The sequence below is a fragment of the Pyxidicoccus sp. M15 genome (genome assembly GCF_056858435.1).
The window spans coordinates 3,808,430-3,832,785 of record NZ_CM166495.1 but is presented as its reverse complement, the minus strand read 5'-3'; the positions used below and the strand labels follow the sequence as shown (position 1 = coordinate 3,832,785).

Here is a 24,356-nt window from a genome sequence, read left to right as displayed (position 1 = left end):
CGGGAGGCAACCCCATGAGCGATGCCGAATCGGCCATCCCGCCGCTGTCGCGCCACGCCGCCGCGCGCGGCTACCGCGGCCGCGGCCCCGAAGACCGGTTGATCGAGAGGACCACCCTTCCCCAGGTGCTGGCGGGCGTGCCGGCACACGGTGGGGCGGCGCTCACGTGGTACGAGGCGGAACGGCGCGTGCTGCACTTCGACGCCGCCGAGCTGCTGCGCCAGGTCCGCGCGCTCGCGCACTGGTTCGCGCGTGGGCACGGCATCAAGCGCGGCGACCGCGTCATCGTGCTGTCCGCCAACAGCCCGGAGGCCTTCGCCGCGCACCTGGCGCTGATGTCGCTGGGCGCGGTGACCGTGCCCGTGAGCAACACCGAATCGCCGCGCGTGCTGCAGCTCATCGCCGACAAGGTCAGCTCCCGGCTCATGGTCACCGGCCGCGAGGTGTCGCAGGAGCTGCTCGCGGCCAGGCCGGGCGGCATGGTGCCGCTGCCGGCCCTGCCGCTCGCGGCCGACGGCGACGCGGGCTTCGAGTGGCCGGCGCGCGACGTGATGCCCGACGACCCGGCGGTCATCCTGTTCACGTCCGGCACCACCTCCGCGCCCAAGGGCGTGTGCCTGAGCCACTACAACCTGCTGGTCAACGCGGAGGGCCTGGCGCGGGTGCATGACCTGGCGCGGCGCCGGGTGCACATGTGCGTGCTGCCGCTGTTCCACGCCAACGCCTTCGGCTTCTCCATGGTGGCCTCGCTCTACGCGGGCAGCCATGTCGTGCTCAGCGCCGGCCTGCCGGGCGCGGCGGTCTGGGACATCCTCCGCTCGGAGCGCGTGGACGTCATCTCGCTCGTGCCGGAGATCATCCGCGTGCTCTCGCGCATGCCGGTGCCTCGCAATACGCTGCCCGACCTCAAGTACGTGACCTCGGCCGCCGCGCCGCTGCCCAAGACGGTGGCGCGCGAGTTCGTCGACAAGACGGGCATCCCCATCCACCAGGGCTACGGCCTGAGCGAATGCGTGAACTTCGCCGCCACCCTTCCCTGGGATATCCCGGACGCCGACCGGGAGCGCTCCATGGGCCACTGGGCGGTGCCGAGCATCGGCCCGGCCCTGTTCGGCTGTGACATCGGCATCCGCCGCGCGGACGGCTCGCCCGCCGGCGCCGAGGAGGAGGGCGAGATCGTGGTGACAGGCCACACCCTGATGCGCGGCTACTGGGATGCCGAGGATGCGACCGAGGCGGCCCTGGGCGAGGGCGCGCTGCGCACCGGAGATCTGGGTTTCTTCGCCCTGGTCGGCGGCGAGCGCTACATCTTCGTCACCGGCCGCAAGAAGGAGATCGTCATCCGCTACGGCGAGAACCTCTCGCCGCTGGCCATCGAGGCCGAGCTGGAGGTGCTGCGCGCCGTCGGCCGCTTCGCCGTGACGGGTTTTCCCAACGAGGCGGCGGGCGAGGAGATTGGCCTGTACCTCGTGGTGCCCCGCACGCCCGACAACGAAAGAAAGGTACTGGACGCGGTGAAGTCCTGCTCCGTCCGCTACCGGCCGCGCGTGGTCCTGTTCGGCGCCGACCCCATCCCGGCGACGCCCACTGGCAAGATCAAGCGCGCCGTGCTGGCGCAGCGATTCCAGGCCTACGCCAGGCGCAACTTTGGCAACGACCCCGTCGTAGGCACCTGACACTCCCCAGGCCATCCCGGCCGATCCCGGCGCGGTCCGAAGCACCGCCCCCGTGTCTCAACCGGAGCACCACCTCATGCACGCCATCCACCAAGACAGTTTCATTCCCTTTCCGCTTGCACACGGCCTGCTGTCGGACATGAAGGACGACACCTTCTCCACCCAGCTGTGGGCCTGGTCGGAAGACCGGCTGCAGCTGCCGTCCGGCGCCACGCACATCGGCTACGTCTACGACGGCACGGTGACGCTGGAGCATGCCGCCGGCACCTTCAAGCTGCGCGGCGGCATGTATTTCTCCGCGCCCGGCGAGGCCGTGGTGCACGGCACCGGCCGGGGCATTGCCATCTCCCGGCTGGGCTATGACGGCTTCTTCCAGGTGGGCGGTCCGGTGGAGGCGCGCGGACGGCTCAAGTACATCGACGGCTGCACCGACTCGCTGCTGATTCCGCCGGTAATGATGGGCGATGCCTGCTTCAACCTGCTGTACTTCCCGCCCGGAATCGACCAGACGCAGCACACGCATCCGTCGATGCGCGTGGGCATGGTGATTCGCGGGCATGGCGAATGCGTCACGCCCACGGAGGTCATCCCGCTCATGCCGGGCCGCGTGTTCGTCATTCGCGCGGAAGGCCCGCACTCCTTCCGCACCACGGACTCCGAAATGTCCGTGGTCGCCTACCACCCGGACAGCGACTTCGGCCCCACGCACGAAGCGCACCCGATGATCAACAGGACCATGGTCAACGGCCTGTCGGCCCGGCTGATCGACGAGATCCGGACCAAATGACACACGTGGTCCCTGGGGCAGACATGAGCGCGGTCCAATCCCTGCTGGCCGCGCTGCGGCAGGACGGCGTGCGGCTGTGGCTGGAAGGTGGCGAGCTGCGCTACCAGGCGCCCAGGGGCGCGATGACGCAGGAACGCCTCGCGCAGCTGCGCGCGCGGAAGGCCGAGCTGGTGGACTTCCTGCGGCAGGCGGCGGGCGCGCAGGCGGCCCCGTTGGTGACCGCGCGGCCACGGCCCGAGCACCTGCCGCTGTCGTACGCGCAGGAGCGCCTGTGGCTGCTGGACCGCCTCGAGAACCTGGGCACGGCCTACCACATCGCCAGCGGCCTGCGGCTGGACGGCCACTGCGACGACAGCGCCTTCGAGCGGGCACTCACGGAAATCGTGCGCCGGCACGAGGCCCTGCGCACGCGCTTCGCGGTCGCTCAGGACACGGTCGTGCAGGTGATCGACGCCCCCGGCGGTTTCGTGCTGCGGCGACAGGACCTGTCCTCCCTGGATGAGGCGGAACGCGAGCGGGCTGCATTGGAACAGGCGGGCGCCTTCATGCGCCAGCGCTTCGACCTGGCGCAAGGGCCCCTGTTCCGAGCGCTGCTGCTGCGGCTGACGCCGGAGAAGCATGTGGCGGTGGTGGTGATGCACCACATCGTCAGCGACGGCTGGTCACTGGGCGTGTTGGTCCGTGAGCTGGGCGCGCTGTACACCGCGTATTCCCAGGGCCGGGAGTCGCCGCTGCCGGAGCTGCCGGTGCAGTACGCCGACTACGCCCTGTGGCAGCGAGACTGGCTTCAGGGCGAGTCGCTGGAGAAGCAGGTCACCTACTGGAAGCAGCGGCTCGCGGGCGCTCCCGCCGCGCTGGACCTGCCGCTGGACCATCCGCGCCCGCCGGTGCAGAGCTTCCGGGGCGCGAGCGCGTCGTTCACCCTGCCCAGGGCGCTGACCGAGCAACTGCAGGCGCTGGCGCGCGCGGAGGGGGCGACGCTGTTCATGGTGCTGCTGGCGGGCTTCCAGCACCTGCTTGCCCGATGGAGCGGGCAGGAGGACATCGTGATTGGCACGCCGGTGGCCGGCCGCACGGACCGGCGCACCGAAGGGCTGATCGGCTTCTTCGTGAACATGCTGGTGCTGCGCACCGACGTGTCGGGCGCCCCCACGTTCCGCACGCTGGTGGCGCGGGCGAAGGAGACGGCACTCCAGGCCTACGCGCACCAGGACCTGCCGTTCGAGAAGCTGGTGGAGGCGCTCAATCCGGCGCGCGACCTCTCGCGCCCGCCCGTCTTCCAGGTGCAGTTCGCGCTTCAGAACTATCCCGAGGAGGGCTTGCGGCTGCCGGGCCTGCAATTGAGCCGGCTGGACGGCGGTGCCGTCGCGTCCCGTGCCTCCAAGCTGGACTTGTCGCTGTTCCTGCTGGAGAGCGCCGGGGGGCTCGAGGCCGTGGTCGAGTACGCCAGCGACCTGTTCGAGGCCGGCACCATCGACCAGCTCGCCAGCCACTACCGTGCGCTGCTCGAAGCGGCGGCGGCCGAGCCGGACCGGCCGCTGGCGGACATCTCGCTGCTGAGCGAGGCGCAGCGCCACCGCATCCTGTTCGATTGGAACGCCACCGAACGCGACTATCCGCGAGGCGGCACGCTGGCGCAGTTGTTCGAGGAGCAGGTGAAGCTCACGCCCGAGCGCGTGGCGCTCGTCTTCGAGAACAGCACCCTGACGTATGCCCAGCTCGATGGGCGCGCCAACCAGCTGGCCCGTGTGCTGCGCGCGCACGGCGTCGGCCCGGACAGCCGGGTCGCGCTGTGCGTGGAGCGCGGCCTCGAGATGGTGGTGGGGCTGCTCGGCATCCTCAAGGCCGGCGGCGCCTATGTGCCGCTGGACCCCGGATACCCGGCCGAGCGGCTGGCCTTCATGCTGGACGATTGCGGTGCGCGGCTCGTCCTGACGCAGGCGAGCCTGCGCGACGCGTTGCCCGCGACCGCCATCCCCCGGCTCCTGCTGGATGCCGACTGGCCACGCATCGCGCAAGAACCGGCCACGCCCCTGGCGTCCGGCGCCGGCCCGTTGCACCTGGCCTACGTCATCTACACCTCCGGCTCCACGGGCCGGCCCAAGGGCGTGGGCATCCCGCACGCCGGCATCGTCAACCGCCTGCAGTGGATGCAGGAGGCCTACGGGCTCGGCGCCGACGACCGTGTGCTGCAGAAGACGCCGTTCAGCTTCGACGTGTCGGTATGGGAGTTCTTCTGGCCGCTGTTGTATGGCGCGCGGCTGGTGATGGCCCGGCCCGGCGGCCACCAGGACTCGGCCTATCTCTGCGAGGTGATTGCGAGCGAGGCGATCACCACCCTGCATTTCGTGCCACCGATGCTGGAGGTGTTCCTGGGCCAGGCCCGCGCCGCGCATTGCGCCAGCCTGCGCCGCGTGGTCTGCAGCGGTCAGGCCCTGCCCAGGGAGCTGCAGGAGCGCTTCTTCCGGTTGCTGCCGGGGGTGGAGCTGCACAACCTCTACGGCCCCACCGAGGCCTCGGTGGACGTGACCTTCTGGGCCTGCCGGCCTGGCTCTCCGCTGGCCAGCGTGCCCATCGGCCGGCCCATCGCGAACACGCAGATGCACGTGCTGGACCGGCACCTGAACCCGGTGCCGCCGGGGGTGGCGGGCGAGCTCTACATCGCCGGCATCGGCCTGGCGCGCGGCTACTTGAGCCGGCCGGACCTCACGGCCGAGCGTTTCATCCCCAACCCCTTCGGCGCGCCCGGCAGTCGCCTGTACCGCACCGGGGACCTGGCGCGCTACCTGCCCGACGGCAGCATCGACTACCTGGGGCGCATCGACCACCAGGTGAAGCTCCGGGGCTTTCGCATCGAGCTGGGCGAGATTGAAGCCGCACTGGCCACCCAGCCGGGCGTGCGTGACGCGGTGGTGCTGGCGCGCGAGGACTCCCCCGGCGACCAGCGCCTGGTCGCCTACGTGCTGGCGCAGCCGGGAGCGCGTCCAGCGCCGGCGGAGCTGCGTGACGCGCTGGCGAGCCGCCTGCCGGAGTACATGGTGCCGGCGCACTACGTGCTGCTGGAGGCCCTGCCCCTGAGCCCGAACGGCAAGGTGGACCGCAAGGCCCTGCCGGCACCCGATACCGGCACCGTGTCGCGCCGTGCCTACGAGGCACCGCGCGGGGAGGTGGAGGAGAAGATCGCCGCCGTCTGGTCCCGGTTGCTGGGCATGGAGCGCATCGGCCGCGAGGACAACTTCTTCGCGCTGGGCGGCCATTCCCTGCTGGCGGTGCGCATGATCGATGCGCTGCGGCGCGACGGACTGGCGGTGGACGTGCGCGGCATCTTCGCCTCGGCCACGCTCGCGCAGCTGGCCGCGCGGGCGAGCGCGGAAGGCGGCGGCGACAACGTTCCGCCGAACCTCATCACGCCGGACAGCGAGGCCATCACGCCGCGGATGCTGCCCCTGGTGTCCCTGTCACAAGGCGAGATCGACGCCATCGTGGCGCGCGTGCCGGGCGGGGTGACCAACGTTCAGGACATCTATCCGCTGGCTCCGCTGCAGGAAGGCCTGCTGTTCCATCACCTGATGGCACAGCAGGGGGACGCCTACCTGCAGCAGGCCATGCTGGCCTTCGCGGAGCGCAAGGAGCTGGACCGCTTTCTGGCGGCGTTCCAGGAGGTCGTGGACCGGCAGGACATCCTGCGCACCGCGGTGCTGTGGCAGGGCTTGCGCGAGCCGGTGCAGGTGGTGTGGCGGCGCGCGCGCCTCGTCGTGGACGAGCTGGAGCTTTCGGGCGCTGACGGCGATATCGCCGGGCTGATGCGTGCGCGGCATGATCCACGGCACTACCGGATCGACCTCCAGCAGGCACCGCTCCTGCGCTGCGTGGTCGCCCATGATGCGGCGAACGGACGCTGGCTGTTGCAGGTGCTGTTCCACCACCTGGTCGATGACGCCACGTCGCTGCGGCTGCTGGTGGCGCAGATACAGCTCATCCTGGCAGGCCAGCGCGAGCGGCTGGCGCCGCCAGTGCCCTTTCGCAACTACGTGGCCCTGGCGCGGCGCGTGCCGCAAGCCGAACACGAGGCGTTCTTCAAGGCCATGCTGGGGGATGTGGAGGAGCCCACGGTGCCGTTTGGCCTCGTCGGCACGCAAGGCGAGGGTGTCGGCATCAGCGAAGCGCGCCTGATGCTGGAGCCGGGCCTGGCGCAGCGGGTGCGGCGGCAGGCGCGGCTCGTGGGAGTCAGCGCCGCCAGCCTGATGCACCTGGCATGGGCCCAGGTGCTGGCGCGCAGCTCGGGGCGAAGCGCCGACGTGGTGTTCGGCACGGTGCTCTTCGGGCGCATGCAAGGAGGCGCGGGCGCCGAGCAGGCCCTGGGCCCGTTCATCAACACCTTGCCAATCCGCATCACGCTGGGCACGCAAGGCGTGCGCGAGAGCCTGCTGAGCGCGCACCGCGGTCTCTCCCTCCTGCTGGAGCATGAGCACGCCTCCCTGGCGCTGGCTCAGCGGTGCAGCGCACTGCCGGCGCAGGCGCCCCTGTTCACGGCGCTCATGAACTACCGGCACAACGTGATTCAGGACGGTGCTGGCCCGGCGAACGAAGGTGGGCTGCAGGTCCAGGTGCTGGGGACCGAGGAGCGCACCAACTATCCGTTGACCCTGGGGGTCGATGACCTGGGCGAAGACTTCGGCCTGACCGCGCAGGTGGCGGGAGGGGCGGTGCTGCCGCAGCGCCTCTGCGAGTCCATGCAGATGGCCGTGCGGAGCCTGGTGGAATTGCTGGAGGCCCGCCCGGAAACGCCCATCCACCGGGTGGAGGTGCTGCCCGCGCGGGAACGCGAGCGGCTCCTGGTGGAGTGGAACGCCACCGCCACCGAGTACCCGCGCGCATCCACCCTCCCCCAGGTCTTCTCCCGGGTGGTGGCACTCCACGCGGACAGGGTGGCCGTGGAATTCGGTGACGTGAAGCTCACCTACCGGCAGCTCGACGCGCGCGCCAACCAACTCGCGCACCACCTGCGCGGCCTGGGGGTGTCCACGGACTCGCGCGTGGCCCTGGCGCTGGAGCGCTCGGTGGAGCTCATCGTCTCGCTGCTGGCCATCCTCAAGGCTGGCGGCGCCTACGTGCCGCTGGATACCGCCTACCCGCGTGAGCGGCTGGCGGCCATGGTGGAGGACTCGCGCCCGCGCGTGCTCCTCACCACCCGCGCGCTGCTGGAGAAGCTCCCCACCGAGGGCCTGGCCACCGTAGTCTTGGACGAGGTCTCCCTCGCGGGTGAGCCGGTGCACGCGCCGCCCCTGGTGGCCCTGCCCCAGAGCCTCGCGTACATCGACTTCACCTCGGGCAGCACGGGCCGGCCCAAGGGCGTGGGCACTCCCCAGGCCTCCGTGCTTCGCACCCTCTTCGGTGTCGACTACGCGCACCTGGGGCCCGACGAGACGTTCCTGCTCATCGCCCCCATCTCCTTCGACGCCTCCACCCTGGAGCTCTGGGGTCCGCTGCTGCATGGCGGCCGCCTCGTCGTCTTCCCGCCGCACTCGCCCTCCGACGTGCGGGAGCTGGAGTCGGTGCTGGTGAAGCACGGGGTGACGACGCTGCACCTGACGGCGGGCCTCTTCACCCAGGTGGTGGACAACCACCTGGAGGCCCTTCGCGGCGTGCGCCAGCTGCTCACCGGCGGCGACGTCGTCTCCGCCCCGCACGTCAAGCGGGTGCTGGAGGCGCTGCGCATTCCCGTCACCGCCTGCTACGGCCCCACCGAGACCACCCTCTTCGCCTCCTGCCACCGCATGACGGACGTGGCCCACGTGGGCGCATCCGTCCCCATCGGCCGCCCCATCGGCAATACCCAGGTGTACGTGCTGGACGCCGCCGGCCAGCCCGTGCCCGCCGGGGTCATCGGGGAGCTGTTCATCGGTGGCGATGGCGTGGCCCGTGGCTACGTGGAGCAGCCCGCCCTCACCGCCGAGCGCTTCGTCCCCGACGCCTTCTCCAGCATCCCCGGCGCCCGCCTCTACCGCACGGGCGACCTCGCCCGCTGGCGCAACGACGGCGTGCTGGAGTTCCTCGGCCGCGCCGACGCCCAGGTGAAGGTGCGCGGCTTCCGCATCGAGCTGGCCGAAGTCGAGGCCTCGCTGCGTGCGCACGCGTCCGTGAAGGACGTGGTGGTGACGGTGCGCGAGGACGTGCCCGGTGACAAGCGCCTGGTGGCCTACGTGGTGGCGGCCGGCACTTCCATGCCGGACACCGCCGCGCTGCGGGTGCACGTGCAGCAGCGCCTGCCCGAGTACATGGTCCCAGGGGCCTTCGTGGCGCTGCCCGCGCTGCCGCTGACGCCCACCGGCAAGGTGGACCGCAAGGCCCTGCCCGCACCGGAGGCCGCGCAGCCCGCTGCGCCCTCGCGAGACGCGGAGCTGCCGGTCAATCCCATGGAGCAGCGGCTGGCGGAGCTGTGGCGTGACGTCCTGCGCGTGCGGACCGTGGGCCGGCGAGACAACTTCTTCGAGCTGGGAGGCCACTCGCTGCTGGCCACGCAGCTGGTGTCGCGCATCCGTGGCGCCTTCGACGTGGAGCTCCACGTGCGCACCCTCTTCGAGGCGCCCACCGTGGCCGCCCTCGCGGAGCGTCTCCAGGGCGCCACCTCGGGCAGCCGCGTGCCCGCGCTGGTGCGGGCCCGCCGGGAGGGTCCGCTGCCGCTGTCCTTCGCGCAGCAGCGCCTGTGGTTCCTCGACCGGCTGGAGCCGGGGAGCCCCTTCTACAACATGCCCGCCGCGCTCTGGCTGGAGGGCACGCTGGACGTGGGCGCGCTGGAGCACGCGCTGACGGAGCTGCTGCGCCGCCATGAGGTGCTGCGCACCACCTTCCAGACGGAGGCCAGCGGTCCCGTCCAGGTCATCCATCCTCCCGCGCCGTTCCACCTGCCGGTGGTGGACGTGTCCGCGCTCCCCGAGGATTTACGCGAGGCCGAGGCCCGACGGCTGGCCCACCAGGAGGCCCGGCGTCCCTTCGACCTCGAGCGGGGCCCGCTGCTGCGCGCCATGCTGCTGCGGGTCTTCGAGTCGCGGCACCTGCTGCTGCTCAACCTGCACCACATCGCCTCGGACGGCTGGTCCATGGGCGTGCTGGTGCGCGAGCTCGCGTCGCTCTACGCGGCCTTCCAGGAGGGCACACCGTCCCCGCTGCCCGAGCTTCCCGTGCAGTACGCGGACTACGCGGTGTGGCAGCGCGGCTGGCTGCGCGACGAGGCGATGGAGGCGCAGCTGTGCTGGTGGCGCGAGCACCTCACCGGCGCGGCCCCCATGCTGGAGCTGCCCACCGACTTCCCACGGCCCGCGGTGGCGAGCCTGCGGGGCGCCATCCACCGGCGCGTGCTGCCGCGCGAGCTGGCCGGGGCGCTCCATGCGCTGTGCCGCCACGAGGGCACCACCCTCTTCATGGCCCTGCTCGCGGGCTTCCAGGTGGTGCTGTCGCGCTACTCGGGTCAGGACGACTTCGTCGTCGGCACCGACATCGCCAACCGCAACCGGGCGGAGACCGAGGGCCTCATCGGCTTCTTCATCAACCAGCTCGCCCTGCGCGCGCGGGTGGGCGGCAACCCGTCCTTCCGCGAGCTGCTGGGCCGCGTCCGGGAGGCCACGCTCGACGCGTACGCGCACCAGGACCTCCCCTTCGAGGAGCTGGTCAAGGCGCTCAACCCCAGGCGCGGCCAGGCAGCCGCCCCGCTGTTCCAGGTGAAGCTGGTGCTGCAGAACCAGCCCGCCACCGAGCTGACGGTGCCCGGCCTCACCCTGCGCGGTGAGTCCGTGGACGCGGGCACCTCCCGCCTGGACCTCACCCTGAGCGTCTCGGAGACGGCCCGGGGCCTGGAGTGCGGCTGCGAGTACCGCACGGACCTGTTCGAGGCGGCCACCATCGACCGGCTGGTGCGGCACCTGGGCACGGTGCTCCAGGCCGCCGCGGCCTCGCCCGAGGCCCCGCTGTCCGCGCTGCGCCTCATGAGCGAGGCCGAGCAACACCAGGTCCTGGTCGACTGGAACGCCACCTCGCGCGACTTCCCGCATGAGGCATGCGCGCACCAGCTCTTCGAGGCCCAGGTGGCTCGCACCCCGCACGCCACCGCCGTGTGCTTCGAGGGCACGGCGCTCACCTACGCGCAGCTCGACACCCGCGCCAACCGGCTCGCGCACCACCTGCGCGCGCTGGGCGTACGGCCCGAGGTGCCCGTGGCGCTCTGCGTGGAGCGCTCGCTGGAAACGGCGGTGGCCATCGTCGGCATCCTCAAGGCCGGCGGGGCCTATGTCCCCCTGGACCCGAGCTACCCGGTGGAGCGGCTGACGTACATGCTGCGCGACTGTGCCGCGCCAGTGCTCGTCACCACCGAGGCCCTCGCGGACGAGCTGCCCTCCGGCGGCGGGCAGCTCGTGCTGCTGGACGCGGACGCGCCTCTCATCGAGGCGCAGCCAGGCACCACGCCCGAGCGCCTCACCCACGCCGACAACCTGGCCTACGTCATCTACACCTCGGGGAGCACGGGCCGGCCCAAGGGCACGCTGTTGCAGCACCGGGGCCTGTGCAACACGGCGCTCAACGCCGCGCGCGAGCAGGGCTTCCACTCCGCCAGCCGTGTCCTCCAGTACGCCGCCTTCGGCTTCGATGCCTCGGTGTTCGAGCTCTTCGGCGCGCTGCTGGCCGGAGCCACGCTGGTGCTCGCGCCGCGCGAGCGGCTGATGCCCGGCGCCCCCCTGCACGGGCTGCTGCGGGAGGAGGCCATCACCGCCGTCACCCTCACGCCCTCGGTGCTGGCGCAGCTGGTGCCCGAGGACTCCCCCGCCCTGGAGACGCTCGTCTCCGCGGGTGAGGCCTGCACGCCGGAGCTGGTGCAGCGCTGGGGCCCCCGGGTGCGGATGCTCAACGCCTACGGCCCCACGGAGGTCACCGTGTGCGCCACCATCTCCGAGCCGCTGCGGCCCGGGGAGCGGCTCACCATCGGCCGGCCGTGGGCCAACGTGCGGGCGTACGTGCTGGACGTGGCGCTGCGGCCGGTGCCTCCCGGCATCCCTGGCGAGCTGTGCGTGGGCGGCGTGGGCGTGGCCCGGGGCTACCTGGGCCAGCCGGCGCTGACGGCGGAGAAGTTCGCTCCCGACCCGTTCAGCCCCGAGCCCGGCGCCCGCCTGTACCGCACCGGGGACCGGGTGCGGTGGCTGGCGGACGGCACGCTGGAGTACCTCGGCCGCCTGGACGCGCAGGTGAAGCTGCGCGGCTTCCGGATTGAGCTGGGCGAGGTCGAGTCCGCGCTCCTCCAGCACCCGTCGGTGCGCGAGGCCGTGGCCACCGTGCGCGAGGATGCGCCCGGGGACAAGCGGCTGGTGGCCTATGTGGTCGCCGAAGAGGGCGACACGCTGGACGTGGCCGCGCTGCGCCAGGCCCTCAAGCAGCGGCTGCCCGAGCACATGGTGCCCGCGGCCATCGCCGTGCTCCCCGGCCTGCCCCTGACGCCCAACGGCAAGGTGGACCGCCAGGCCCTGCCCGCGCCGGAGGTCTCACGGCTCCAGTCCGGGCAGGGCCATGCGCCTCCAGCGACTCCCGTGGAGGCGCAGCTGGCGGAGCTGTGGCGCGAAGTCCTGCACGTGCCCACCGTGGGCCGGCTCGACGACTTCTTCGACCAGGGAGGTCACTCCCTGCTGGCCACGCAGCTGCTCTCCCGCCTGGGTGCCACCTTCGGCGTGGAGCTGCCCCTGCGCGCCCTCTTCGAGGCCCCCACCCTCGCCGCCCTGGCCGAGCGGGTGGAGGCCGCGCTCCAAGCCCACGGACCGCTGCGCGTCCCGGAGCTCGTTCCCGCGCCCCACCAGGACGAGTACCCGCTGTCGTTCGCCCAGCAGCGGCTGTGGTTCATCGACCAGTTCGAGCCCGGCAGCCCCCTGTACAACATGCCCGTCGCGCTGCGCATGGAGGGTGCGCTGGACGTGGCCGCACTGGAGTACGCCGTTGGCCAGGTGGTGACGCGCCACCAGGCCCTGCGCACCACCTTCGCCTCGCGCGAGGGCCAGCCCGTCCAGCGCATCCATCCGCCCCCGAGCCTCCCGCTGCCCGTGGTGGACCTGGAGACGCTGCCCGCCGCCGAGCGCCAGGACGAGGCCCTGCGGCGGGTCCAGGAGGAAGGGGTGCGCCCCTTCGACCTGTCCACGGGCCCGCTCTTCCGCGTCATGCTGTTCCGGCTCGGGGAGCAGGAGCACGTGCTGCTGGCGGCGATGCACCACATCGTCTCCGACGGCTGGTCCCTGAGCGTGCTGGTGCGCGAGCTGGGAGCGCTGTACTCGGCACGCGTCATGGGCACGCAGGCGCACCTGCCTCCGCTGCCCGTGCAGTACGCCGACTACGCGGCCTGGCAGCGAGGCTGGCTGCGGGGTGAGGCGCTCACGCTGCGGCTGGACTACTGGAAGCGCCAGCTCGGCGGCGCCCCGGCCCTGCTGGAGCTGCCCACCGACAGGCCCCGCCCCTCCGTCCAGTCGCGCAACGCGGGCTCGCGGCCCGTCGCCCTCCCCGCGGAGCTCTCCGAGTCGCTCAAGGCCCTCTCACGGCAGCATGGCGCCACGCCCTTCATGACGCTGCTGGCCGCCTTCCAGGCCCTGCTCTCCCGCTACTCCGGCCAGGACGACGTCGTCATCGGCTCTCCCCTCGCCGGCCGCAACCGCGCGGAGACGGAGGGCCTCATCGGCTTCTTCGTCAACACCCTGGCCCTGCGCTCGCGAATCGATCCGCGTGCCTCCTTCGCCACGCTGCTCCGGGACGTGAAGGAAACGACGCTGGCGGCCTACGAGCACCAGGACATCCCCTTCGAGAAGCTGGTGGAGGAGCTCAAGCCCGAGCGCAGCCTGAGCTACTCCCCGCTCTTCCAGGTCATGTTCTCCCTCCAGAACCTGCCCGAGGGACCGCTGGAGCTTCCGGGCCTGCGGCTGCGGCCGTTCGAGGCCGCCAGCCTGCCGCTCAAGTTCGACCTGGACCTCACCCTGGTGGAGAGCCCCGAGGGCTTCGTGGGAAGCCTCACCTTCAACTCGGACCTGTTCGAGGCGACCACCATCGACCGGATGGTGCGGCACCTGGGCGTCCTGCTCCAGGCGGCGGTGTCCCGGCCGGAGCAGCCGCTCGCCGCGCTGCCGCTGATGGGTGAAGCCGAGCAGCACCGGGTGCTGGTGGAGTGGAACGCCACCGCCGCGGACTTCCCGTCGGACACCTGCATCCACCACCTCTTCTCCGCCCAGGCCACGCGGACTCCGGAGGTGCCTGCCGCCGTCTTCGGCCCGGCCTCCCTCACCTTCGCGGAGCTGGACTCGCGCTCCAGCCTGCTGGCCGCGCACCTGGCCTCGCTGGGCGTGTGCCCCGGCTCGCGGGTCGCGGTATGCATGGAGCGCTCGCTGGAGCTGCCGGTGGCCCTGCTTGGCGCGCTCAAGGCCGGCGCGGCCTACGTGCCGCTGGACCCGGCCTGGCCGCGCGAGCGCCTGGCCTTCATGCTCCAGGATGCCGCCGCTCCCGTGCTGCTCACCCAGCGGCACCTGCGCGGGCTGCTGCCGGAAGGGCCCACGGAGCTCTACCTCGACTCCGGGTGGGAGGCCCCCTCCAGCGGGAGCGCGCTGAGCGTCCCCGTCCCTCCGGAGAGCGCCGCCTACGTCATCTACACCTCCGGCAGCACCGGCCAGCCCAAGGGCACCGTCATCTCCCACCGCTCGCTGGCCAACCACGCCACGTGGCTGGGCGCCACCTTCGCGCTGGGCCCTGGCGAGCGGGTGCTCCAGCTCACCTCCCTCAGCTTCGATGCCTCCGTCGCGGAGCTCTTCGGCACGCTGCTTTCCGGCGCCACCCTGGTGCTGGCTCCGGCCGACGCCCAGCGCCATCCGCCCGCGCTGGTGGAGTGCCTGGTGCGCGACGGCATCACCGCCCTCAACGTGGTGCCCTCGCTGCTGCGTGTGCTTCTGGACGAGCCCGCCCTGGGCAGGGCGACGCGCCTGCGCTGGCTCACCGTCGGTGGAGAGGCGCTGCCTGCGGACCTGCCTCCGCGAGTGCGTCAGGTGCTGCCCCACGTGCGGCTGGTCAACTGCTACGGCCCCACCGAGACCACCATCGACGCCACCTCGTGGCGGGTGGAGGGCGCGGTCTCCGGGTCAACGGCGCCCATCGGCCGGCCCATGGCCAACACGCAGGCGTACGTGCTGGACACGCACCTGCGGCCGGTGCCCACGGGCGTGCCGGGCGAGCTGTACGTGGGCGGTGAGGGCCTGGCCTGGGGCTACCTGGGCCGGCCGCACCTCACCGCGGAGCGCTTCATCCCCAACCCCTTCAGCGCCACGCCGGGCACGCGCCTCTACCGCACGGGAGACAAGGTGCGGTGGCTGGAAGGCGCCGTGCTGGAGTACCTGGGCCGCACCGACTTCCAGGTGAAGCTGCGCGGCCTGCGCATCGAGCCAGGCGAAATCGAGTCCGCCCTCCAGCAGCAGCCCGGCGTGCGCGAGGTGGCCGTGCTGGTGCGCGAGGACGTGCCCGGCAACCAACGGCTGGTGGCCTATGCCGTCGCGGCCACGCCGGGCGGGCTCGACACCCAGGCCCTGCGGGCCGCGCTCGCCGAGCGGCTGCCCGGGTTCATGGTGCCCGCCGCCTTCGTCGAGCTGGAGGCCCTGCCCCTCACGCCCAGCGGCAAGCTGGACCGCAAGGCGCTGCCCGCGCCGGACGCTGGCGCCGGGAGGCCAGCCCACGACCCGGCGCCCCGGACGCCCACCGAGGAGCGATTGGCCGGCCTCTTCGCCCAGCTGCTGCGCGTGGAGCGCGTGGGCGTGGAGGACAGCTTCTTCGCCCTGGGCGGCCACTCGCTGCTGGTCACCCAGCTGGCCTCCCGCATCCGCTCCACCTTCGGGGTGGAGCTGCCCCTGCGCACCCTCTTCCAGGAGCCCACCCTGGCGGGACTGGCCCGCAGCGTCGACGCCGCACTGCGCGCGGAGGGGCCTCGGGCGTCCGCCATCGTCCCCGTGCCCCGCACGGGCCCGCTGCCCCTGTCGTTCGCCCAGCAGCGGCTGTGGCTCATCGACCAGCTCGAGCCGGGCAGCCCCGTCTACAACCTTCCCACCGTCCTGGGCATCCGCGGGGAGCTGGACGTGAAAGCGCTGGAGAAGGCCTTCACCGCGCTCACGGAGCGCCACGAGTCGCTGCGCACCGTCTTCGCCGCTCACGACGGCGAGCCCGTGCAGCACATCCTCCCGGCGCTGGACGTCCCGCTGCGGGTGGTGGACCTGGGCTCCGTGCCCCCCGGGGAGCGTGAGGCCGAGGCCCGGCGTCTGGCTTCCGAGGAGGCCCAGCGCCCGTTCGACCTGACGAACGGGCCGCTGCTGCGTGCCGTGCTGTTCCGGCTGGACGCGCGGGAGCACGTGCTGGTGCTGACGATGCACCACATCGCCTCGGACGGCTGGTCCATGGGCGTGCTGGTGCGCGAAGTGGCCGCGCTGTATGGCGCCTTCACCTCCGGGAGCGAGCCCCGGCTGCCGTCCCTGCCCATCCAGTACGCGGACTTCGCGGTGTGGCAGCGCGGCTGGCTGAAGGGCGCGGTGCTGGAGCAGCAGCTCGGCTACTGGCGCCAGAACCTCTCCGACACCGCGCCCGTGCTGGAGCTGCCCACCGACAAACCGCGTCCGGCCGTCCAGTCGTCCCGCGGGGCCTACCAGCCGGTGATGCTGTCCGGAGCATTGACGCAGGCGCTCCTGGACCTGTGCCAGCGCGAGGGACTCACGCCCTTCATGGCCCTGCTCGCCGTCTGGCAGGTGCTGCTGGCGCGCTACTCGGGACAGGACGACTTCGCCATCGGCTCGCCCATCGCCGGCCGCACGCGTGGCGAGACGGAAGGCCTCATCGGCTTCTTCGTCAACACGCTGGTGCTGCGCGCGCGCGTGGCACCCCAGGCCACCTTCCGGGAGCTGCTGGCCCAGGTGCGCGCCACCACCCTGGCCGCCTACGAGCACCAGGACGTCCCCTTCGAGAAGCTGGTGGAGGAGCTGCAGCCCCGGCGCACCCTGAGCCACTCGCCGCTGTTCCAGGTGATGTTCTCCCTGCAGAACACGCCGGACGAGGCCGTGCGAGTGGAGGGAGGACCGGGCAGCACCGCGCCGCTGGAGCTGCGCCCGGTGGTGGCGGACCTCCAGACGGTGAAGTTCGACCTCAATCTCTCCCTGGCCCAGACGCCGCAGGGGCTGGCCGGTACGCTCGCCTACCGCACGGACCTGTTCGAGCAGCCCACCATCGTCCGGCTGGTCGAGCACCTGCGCACGCTGCTGGAGGCCGCCGTCTCCGCGCCCGGCACCCGCGTGGGGGACTTGCCCCTGCTGCCCGCCTCCGAGCGCGAGCAGTTGCTGGTGCAGTGGAACGACACGCGCCGTGAGCGGCCCTGGGACGGCGCCATGCATGAGCGCTTCGAGGCCCAGGCGGCCCTCACGCCGGACGCGCTCGCGGTCCTTGATGACACGGCCTCGCTCTCCTTCGGCCTGCTCAACCGCCGCGCCAACCTGCTCGCTCACTGGCTGCGCTCGCGCGGCGTCGGCCCGGAGGTGCGAGTCGCCCTGTGCCTGGAGCGCGGCGTCGACATGGTGGTGGCCGTGCTCGCCATCCTGAAGGCGGGCGGCGCCTACGTCCCCATGGACCCGGTCTGGCCCCGCGAGCGCCTGGGCTTCATGCTCCAGGACTGTGGCGCCAGCCTCGTGCTCGCCCAGCGCCACCTGTCGGCCCAGGTCGACGGCGCCGGCGTGGAAGCCGTGTTCCTCGACGACTCGCGCATGGGTGCCGAGCTCGCGCGCGGGTCCGAGGCCAACCCGCCCCACGTCTCCGAGCCGCAACACCTGGCCTACGTCATCTACACCTCCGGCAGCACCGGCCGGCCCAAGGGCGTCATGGTGCAGCACGCCTCGGTGATGAACCTGCGTGCCGCACTGGCTTCCGCCGTGTACGCGGGCGCGGAAGGCGCGCTGCGCGTCAGCCTCAATGCGCCCCTGTCCTTCGACGCCTCAGTGAAGCAGCTCATCCAGGTGGCGGATGGCCATGCGCTGTGCGTGGTGCCCCAAGCGGCGCGCGAGGACGTGGCGCTGCTCGAGGCGTGGGTGCGGCGGCATGGTGTGGATGTGCTGGACTGCTCGCCCTCGCACCTGCGCCTGCTGCTGGAAGAGGGCCTGGGCGAAGGCCGCCTCCTGCGCGTGCTGGTGGGTGGCGAGGCGGTGGACGAAGCGATGTGGGCGAAGCTGTCGGCCCACCCGTTCATCCGCTGCTTCAACGTGTATGGCCCCACCGAGTGCACCGTGGACACCACGGCGCGTGCGGTGCACGGCGCTCCGGGCCAGCCCACCCTGGGTGGCCCGCTGGCCAACGTGCAGGTGTACGTGGTGGACGAGCGCTTGCAGCCGGTGCCCACCGGTGTCCCCGGTGAGCTGCTCATCGGCGGCGCCGGCGTGGCTCGCGGCTACCTCCGTCGTCCCGAGCTCACGGCGGAGAAGTTCATCCCCCACCCCTTCAGCTCCACCCCGGGAGAGCGCCTGTACCGCACCGGCGACAAGGTGCGCTGGCTGGCCCATGGCGAGCTGGAGTACCTGGGCCGCATCGACTTCCAGGTGAAGCTGCGCGGCTTCCGGATTGAGCCAGGTGAAATCGAGTCCGCGCTGGAGGAGGTGGCCGGAATCCGCCGCGCCGTCGTGCTGGCGCGCGAGGACGTGCCCGGCCACAAGCGACTGGTGGCCTGGCTCGTCACGGCCGCGGCGCAACCCGTGGACACGGCGGCCCTGCGCACCACCCTGCTGGGCAAGCTGCCCGAGTACATGGTGCCCTCCGCCTTCGTCACCCTGGAGGCCCTGCCCCTCAACACCCACGGCAAGGTGGACCGGAAGGCCCTGCCCGCCCCGGACACCTCCGCGGAGTCCGCCGCCGCCTTCGTGGCCCCGCGCACTCCCACCGAGGCTGCGCTGGCCTCCATCTGGGCCGAGGCGCTGCGGCTTCAGAAGGTCAGCGTCGAGGAGGACTTCTTCGCGCTGGGTGGCCACTCGCTGCTGGCCACGCAGGTGGTCTCCCGCGTGCGCAAGGCCTTCTCGGTGGAGCTGCCCGTGCGCGCCCTCTTCGAGGCGCCCACCATCGCCGCGCTCGCGCCTCGCATCGACTCCGCCCAGCGCGTGCAGCTCCCGCCGCTGGTGCCCGTGCCTCGCACCGGCCCGCTCCCGCTCTCCTTCGCCCAGCAGCGCCTGTGGCTCATCGACCAGCTCCAGCCGGGCTCCTCCGCCTACAACATCCCCACCGCCCTGCGCCTGGAGGGCACCCTCGAGCTGTCAGCGCTCCAGCGCGCGTTCGAGGCGCTGGTGCTCCGCCATGAGGCGCTGCGCACCACCTTCCAGTCCGAAGGCGGCGAGCCCCGGCAGGTCTTCCACCCCACCGCGCCGCGGCCCATGCAGGTGGTGGACCTGAGCGCGCTGCCCTCCGAGCAGCAAGAATCCCAGGCCCGGCGCCTGGCCACCGAAGACGCCCTGCGCCCCTTCGACCTGGCAGCGGGCCCGCTGCTGCGCGCCACGGTGCTGAGACTGGCGCCTGTCAGGCACGTGCTGCTGCTGTGCATGCACCACGGCATCTCCGACGGCTGGTCCATGGGCGTGCTGGTGCGTGAGCTGACGGCCCTGTACGCGGCCTTCCTCGACGGCCAGCCCTCGCCGCTGCCCCCGCTGCCCGTGCAGTACGCCGACTACGCGGTCTGGCAGCGCTCGTGGCTGCAAGGCGAGACGCTCCAGGCGCAGCTGGGCTGGTGGAAGGAGCGGCTCGCTGGCGCTCCTCACGCGCTGGAGCTGCCCACCGACAAGCCGAGGCCCGCGGTCCTTTCGAACCTGGGTGCCTCCGTGCCGGTGGCGCTGCCGCCCGGCCTCAGCGAAGCGCTGGAGGCCCTGGCGAAGCGCGAGGGCGTCACGCCCTTCATGGTGCTGCTGGCCGCCTTCCAGGCCCTCCTGCAGCGCTACTCGGGCCAGGAGGACGTGCTGGTGGGCTCGCCCATCGCCGGCCGCCGTCACGCGGAGACCGAGGGCCTCATCGGCGTCTTCGTCAACACGCTGGTGCTGCGCGCCCGCTTCACCCCGGAGCTCACCTTCCGCCAGCTGCTGGCCCAGGTGCGTGACACCACGCTCGGCGCCTACGAGCACCAGGACGTGCCGTTCGAGAAGCTGGTGGAAGCGCTGCAGCCAGCGCGAGACCTGAGCCGCACGCCGCTGTTCCAGGCGATGTTCGTCCTGCAGAACACGCCGCGCACGGAGCTGGCCCTGCCCGGCCTCACGCTGAGCGGCGTGGAGGTCGATGCCGAGTCCGCCAAGTTCGAGCTGAGCCTGAGCCTGACGCGGACGCCGGACGGCTACCGCGGCGGGCTCGTCTTCAGCACCGAGCTGTTCGAGCGCTCCACCGCCGAGCGCCTCATGGCGCACCTCCAGCGCCTGCTGGAGGGGAGCCTGGCCTCACCGGACATGGCGCTGTCCGCCCTTGACCTGTTGACGGCCGAGGAGCACCAACGGCTGCGGGTGGAGTGGAACAGCGCCACGGCCAGCTTCCCGCGCGAGGCCTGCCTCCACACCCTCTTCGAGCAGCAGGCGGTTCGCACGCCGCGGGCCCCGGCCGTGCAGCTTGGAGACCTGGCGCTGTCCTTCCACGAGCTCAACGCCCGTGCGAATCAGCTCGCCTGTCACCTGCGCTCACTGGGGGTCGGCCCCGACGTGCGGGTGGGCCTGTGCCTGGAGCGCACGCCGGACGCCATCATCGCCCTGCTCGCGGTGCTCAAGGCCGGTGGCGCCTTCGTGCCCATCGACCCGGCGGCGCCCGCGCAACGCAGGTCCTTCGTCCTCGAGGACTGCGGAGCCTCCGTGCTGCTCACCGTGCAGTCCCTGGCCGACGCATGGCAGCCCCAGGTGAAGCACCGGGTGTGCCTCGACACGCAGGCGGCAACGCTGGCGGCCCTGCCCCGGGACAACGTCCCCGCGTCGGCCACCGCGGACAACCTCGCCTACGTCATCTACACCTCGGGCTCCACCGGCAGGCCCAAGGGCGTCATGGTGCAGCACCGCGCGTGGCTGCACCTGCGAGCGGCCACCGCCCAGGCCCTCCATGCAGGCCAGACGGGGACGCTGCGCTTCAGCGTCAACGCACCGCTCTTCTTCGACGTCTCCATGGAGCAGCTCCTCCACGTGGTGGACGGCCACTGCCTGTGCCTGGTGCCCGAGGACACCCGCAAGGACCCGGAGGCGATGCTGGCGTGGCTGGGGCAGCAGCAGGTGGACGTGCTGGACTGCACGCCCGCCCAGCTGACGCTGCTGCTGCAGGCGGGCCTGCTGGAGAAGCCGCATGTGCCGCGCATGGTGGTATGCGCGGGCGAGGCCATGGGCGAGGGACTGTGGCAGCCGCTGTCGCGCACGGCCCGCACGAAGACCTTCAACGCCTACGGCCCCACCGAGTGCACGGTGTACGCAACCAGCTGGTGCGTGCAGCAGTCCGCGGTGCCGGTGCCCGTCATCGGCCGGCCGCTGCCCAACCTCCAGGCGTACGTGCTGGACGAGCGGATGCAACTGGCGCCGCCAGGCGTGCCGGGAGAGCTGTACCTCGCGGGGGAAGGCCTCGCGCGGGGCTACCTGGGCCAGCCGGACCTCACCGCCGAGCGCTTCGTGCCCAACCCCTTCAGCACCGAGCCCGGCGCACGGCTGTACGGCACCGGAGACAAGGCGCGCTGGAGGCAGGACGGCACGCTCGAGTACCTGGGCCGGCTGGACTTCCAGGTGAAGGTGCGCGGCTACCGCATCGAGCCAGGCGAAATCGAAGCCGCCCTACGCGCGCACGCGCCGGTGAAGGACGCGGTGGTGATGGCACGCGAGGACGTGCCGGGCGACAAGCGACTGGTGGCGTACATCGTGGCCTCCGGCACGTCCGAGCTGGACCCCTCCGCCCTGCGCGCGGCCCTCAAGGAGCGGCTGCCGGAGTACATGGTGCCCTCGGCCCTGGTGGTGCTGCCGGCCCTGCCGCTGAATGCCAACGGCAAGGTGGACCGCAAGGCACTGCCCACGCCACAGCGGGCCGAAGCGCCGAGCGCGGCCCTGCTGGCGCCCCGAGATGCACTGGAGCTGCAGCTGGTGCGGCTGTGGGAGTCGGTGCTGGGCGTGCAGCCGGTGGGCGTGCGCGACAACTTCTTCGAGCTGGGAGGCCACTCGCTGCTGGCCGTGCGGCTGATGGCCACGGTGCGGGAGGCGACGGGCCGCCACCTGCCGCTGGCCGCGCTCTTCCAGGCGCCCACGGTGGAGCAGCTCGCCGCGCTGCTGCGCCGGGAGGACCCGGGGGCCTTCTCGCCCCTGGTGCCCTTCGGAGTGCCAGCCACCGGTGACGCCAGGCCCTTCTTCTGCGTGCACCCGGTGGGAGGCAACGTGCTGTGCTACGCCGAGCTGGCTCGGCTGCTGGGGCGGCAACAGCCCTTCTACGGCCTGCAGGCGCGAGGTGTGGATGGCGGCAGCCAGCCGTTGGGCTCCATCGAAGAGATGGCCTCCGAGTATGTGAAGGCCATCCGCGCGGTGCAGCCGTCCGGGCCCTATCACCTGGGTGGCTGGTCCATGGGTGGCGTCATCGCCTACGAGATGGCGCGACAGCTGCGCGAGCGCGGCGAGCAGGTGGCCCTGCTGGTTCTCATCGACTCCTACGTCCCGACGGCAACGGTGGCGAAGGAGCCAGCGCCGGACCGGGTGCGGTTGGCGGCGATGTTCGCGAGAGACCTGCTCGGTACCTCCCTGGCTGAGCTGAGCGTGGACCTGACGCCGCTGGCGGGCCTGGAGCCGGAGGCGCTGCTGGAGCGGCTGCTGGAGCTGGCGGCGGGCGCGGGGCTCCTGCCTCCTGGAAGGAGCTCCGAGCACGTGAGGGCGCTGTTCCGGGTATTCGAGAGCAACCTGCACGCCTCGCGGCACTACACGGCTCCAACCAGCGAAGACCGGACGGTGCTCTTCAAGGCAACGGACAGCGCGGAGGGGTTGCCTAAGGACGGTGGCTGGACGGACCTGGTGGGTGACGCCCTGGAGCGGCACCTTCTGCCCGGCGACCATTACAGCCTGCTGCGGGCGCCGGCGGTGCGGGAGCTGGCCGGGTGGCTCCGCGATGCGCTGAAGTCCTCGCGATAGACAACCGCGTAGGGAGGAAGGCCGCGGGCCTCACTCCCACGTCAGGTGCAGCCGGCCGTCCTCGAAGATGAGGCCCGCGTCCTCCAGGCCCGTGGAGCCGTTCTCCACGCTCGCCAGCACGTTCCTCGGCGGCGCGAGCAGCGTGTCCCGCCCCTTCGTGAAGCCCTGCTCGCGCACCAACGCGAGATACGACCGGTCCAGCGCCAGCGCCCGCTCGCGTGACGGTGTCAGCAGCCAGGCGAGGTCCCTGTCTCCCCCCTTCGCGGCGCGGCGCACGGCGGTGGCGTCCAGCACCCCGTGCGGGAAGAAGCGCGAGAGCAATTCGTCATTCGCGCGGAACTCGTCCCCGCCCTTCACGCGCTCGAAGTACGTCAGCACTTCCGGCTTCGCATGGCCTGCCTGAGGCACGTCGGGAATGCCGCGCAAATCTTGATGCCGCCACCCTTCCCTGCCCGGCACCTTGCGCGGGAAGCCGAAGGTCTGGTCCACCGTCACGCCCAGGTTGGTGTGACACCCCATGCAGAAGGCGTGCTCCTCCATCGTCTGCACGCGCAGCCTCCCACGCGCGTCCTCGATGAACCCCTGCAGGCGCCAGCCGAACTCGTTCACCAGCCCCAGCTCCGGCGTGCCGGGAAAGACGGGCAGGCGCCCCTGGAGCTTCTTCTCCTGCTCCTCGGCGTAGAAGGTCCGCACGCGCAGGCCCTCGTGCTCCTCGTCCTTGCGCGAGTAGCGGACCTCCTTCATGCGCGTGGACAGCAACGAGGGTGCGTCCGGGTCCACGTAGCGCACGGTGTGCAGGAACTCCGTGCCACGCGGGTAGTAGTGCTGGCGCACGGCCACCTTCGCCGCGCCGCCCACGTAGCGCGCCGGCAGCCCGCGCACCTCTTCCACCACGGGCTCCAGCACCCCATCCCCGTCCAGGTCCACGCCGCCCACGCGCTCGTCCACCGGCTCCACGCGGCGCACGGCCTGCGTCACGTCGCGCAGCGCCGGGTCCACCGTCATCGCCGCCTCGAGGATGGCGAGGTTGAGCCGGTACACCTCCCGCGACGGCCGGCCCTCCGCGTCCTGCTGGAAGGCGGCCGGCAGGCGGATGAAGACGTCATCGGTGCTGCCATTGGTGGGCCAGAAGGTGCCCAGGAACGGCTTGTAGCGCACCGCCCGCCAGCCGCTGCCGTCGCGGGCGAAGCCGTCGTCATCGAAACCGCGAGCCAGGTCCAGGTCCGGCACCCAGCCCTTGAACCCACCAGGGCGCCCCAGCAACGCGGCTCGCAGCGGCGTGTAGTTGTCCTGACGGATGTACTCCAGGACCTCGTCGTCGGAGATGCGCGCCTGGGCAGCGGAGCGGTCCGCGAAGAGGTTGGACCACTGGTTCGTCTGCCCCACGTCGCTGAAGGCGTACTCGGCCTGCAGGGCCTCGTCCTCCATGACGTTGTCGCCGACGCCCCCCGTGTGACACGTCCAGCACGGGTTGGAGACGCCTTCCGTCTTCGTGTAGCACATGGACGGAATGGGGGCCTCGCGGTTGACCACGCGGCTGCCGCTCGCCAGTGCCTGCGCGAGCGGGTCGAAGGGAGGCTCATCCGCCGGACGCTGACGGGCCCTCCACACGCCGACGGCGGAGAGCACGCATCCCAGCGCGAGGAGCCCGATGAAGGCTCCTCGCACGAATCCCTTCGACACCGCGGACATCCGATTCGACCTCCGAGCCTGCGAGGAACG

At 71.9% G+C, this 24,356-nt stretch carries 4 protein-coding genes; 3 read left to right on the top strand and 1 reads right to left on the bottom strand.

Features of this window, described 5'->3' with window-relative positions; genetic code table 11:
• Nucleotides 1-14 precede the first annotated feature (14 nt).
• The 3 genes from ACX9TP_RS14375 (at nucleotide 15) to ACX9TP_RS14365 (ending at nucleotide 22,634) form a co-directional block, all read left to right on the top strand.
• Nucleotides 15-1,676, top strand: coding sequence for a class I adenylate-forming enzyme family protein (locus tag ACX9TP_RS14375; protein ID WP_482980295.1), 1,662 nt, complete (start codon nucleotides 15-17; stop codon nucleotides 1,674-1,676).
• A 139-nt stretch (nucleotides 1,677-1,815) separates the two neighbouring features.
• Nucleotides 1,816-2,463, top strand: a complete 648-nt coding sequence (locus tag ACX9TP_RS14370) for a cupin domain-containing protein (protein ID WP_482980294.1) — start codon at nucleotides 1,816-1,818, stop codon at nucleotides 2,461-2,463.
• Between the two features lie 23 nt (nucleotides 2,464-2,486).
• On the top strand, nucleotides 2,487-22,634 hold the full coding sequence (locus ACX9TP_RS14365) for a non-ribosomal peptide synthase/polyketide synthase (protein WP_482980293.1): 20,148 nt from the start codon (nucleotides 2,487-2,489) through the stop codon (nucleotides 22,632-22,634).
• 30 nt (nucleotides 22,635-22,664) lie between these two features.
• Here the strand turns inward: ACX9TP_RS14365 and ACX9TP_RS14360 are convergent, their stop codons facing one another.
• Nucleotides 22,665-24,326, bottom strand: coding sequence for a hypothetical protein (locus ACX9TP_RS14360; protein WP_482980292.1), 1,662 nt, complete (start codon nucleotides 24,324-24,326; stop codon nucleotides 22,665-22,667).
• Nucleotides 24,327-24,356: the final 30 nt, after the last annotated feature.

Bases quoted from the DNA above. Each gene is read 5' to 3' on its own strand.
- ACX9TP_RS14375 (WP_482980295.1), top strand. From the start codon at position 15: ATGAGCGATGCCGAATCGGCCATCCCGCCGCTGTCGCGCCACGCCGCC.
- ACX9TP_RS14370 (WP_482980294.1), top strand. From the start codon at position 1,816: ATGAAGGACGACACCTTCTCCACCCAGCTGTGGGCCTGGTCGGAAGAC.
- ACX9TP_RS14365 (WP_482980293.1), top strand. From the start codon at position 2,487: ATGAGCGCGGTCCAATCCCTGCTGGCCGCGCTGCGGCAGGACGGCGTG.
- ACX9TP_RS14360 (WP_482980292.1), bottom strand. From the start codon at position 24,326: ATGTCCGCGGTGTCGAAGGGATTCGTGCGAGGAGCCTTCATCGGGCTC.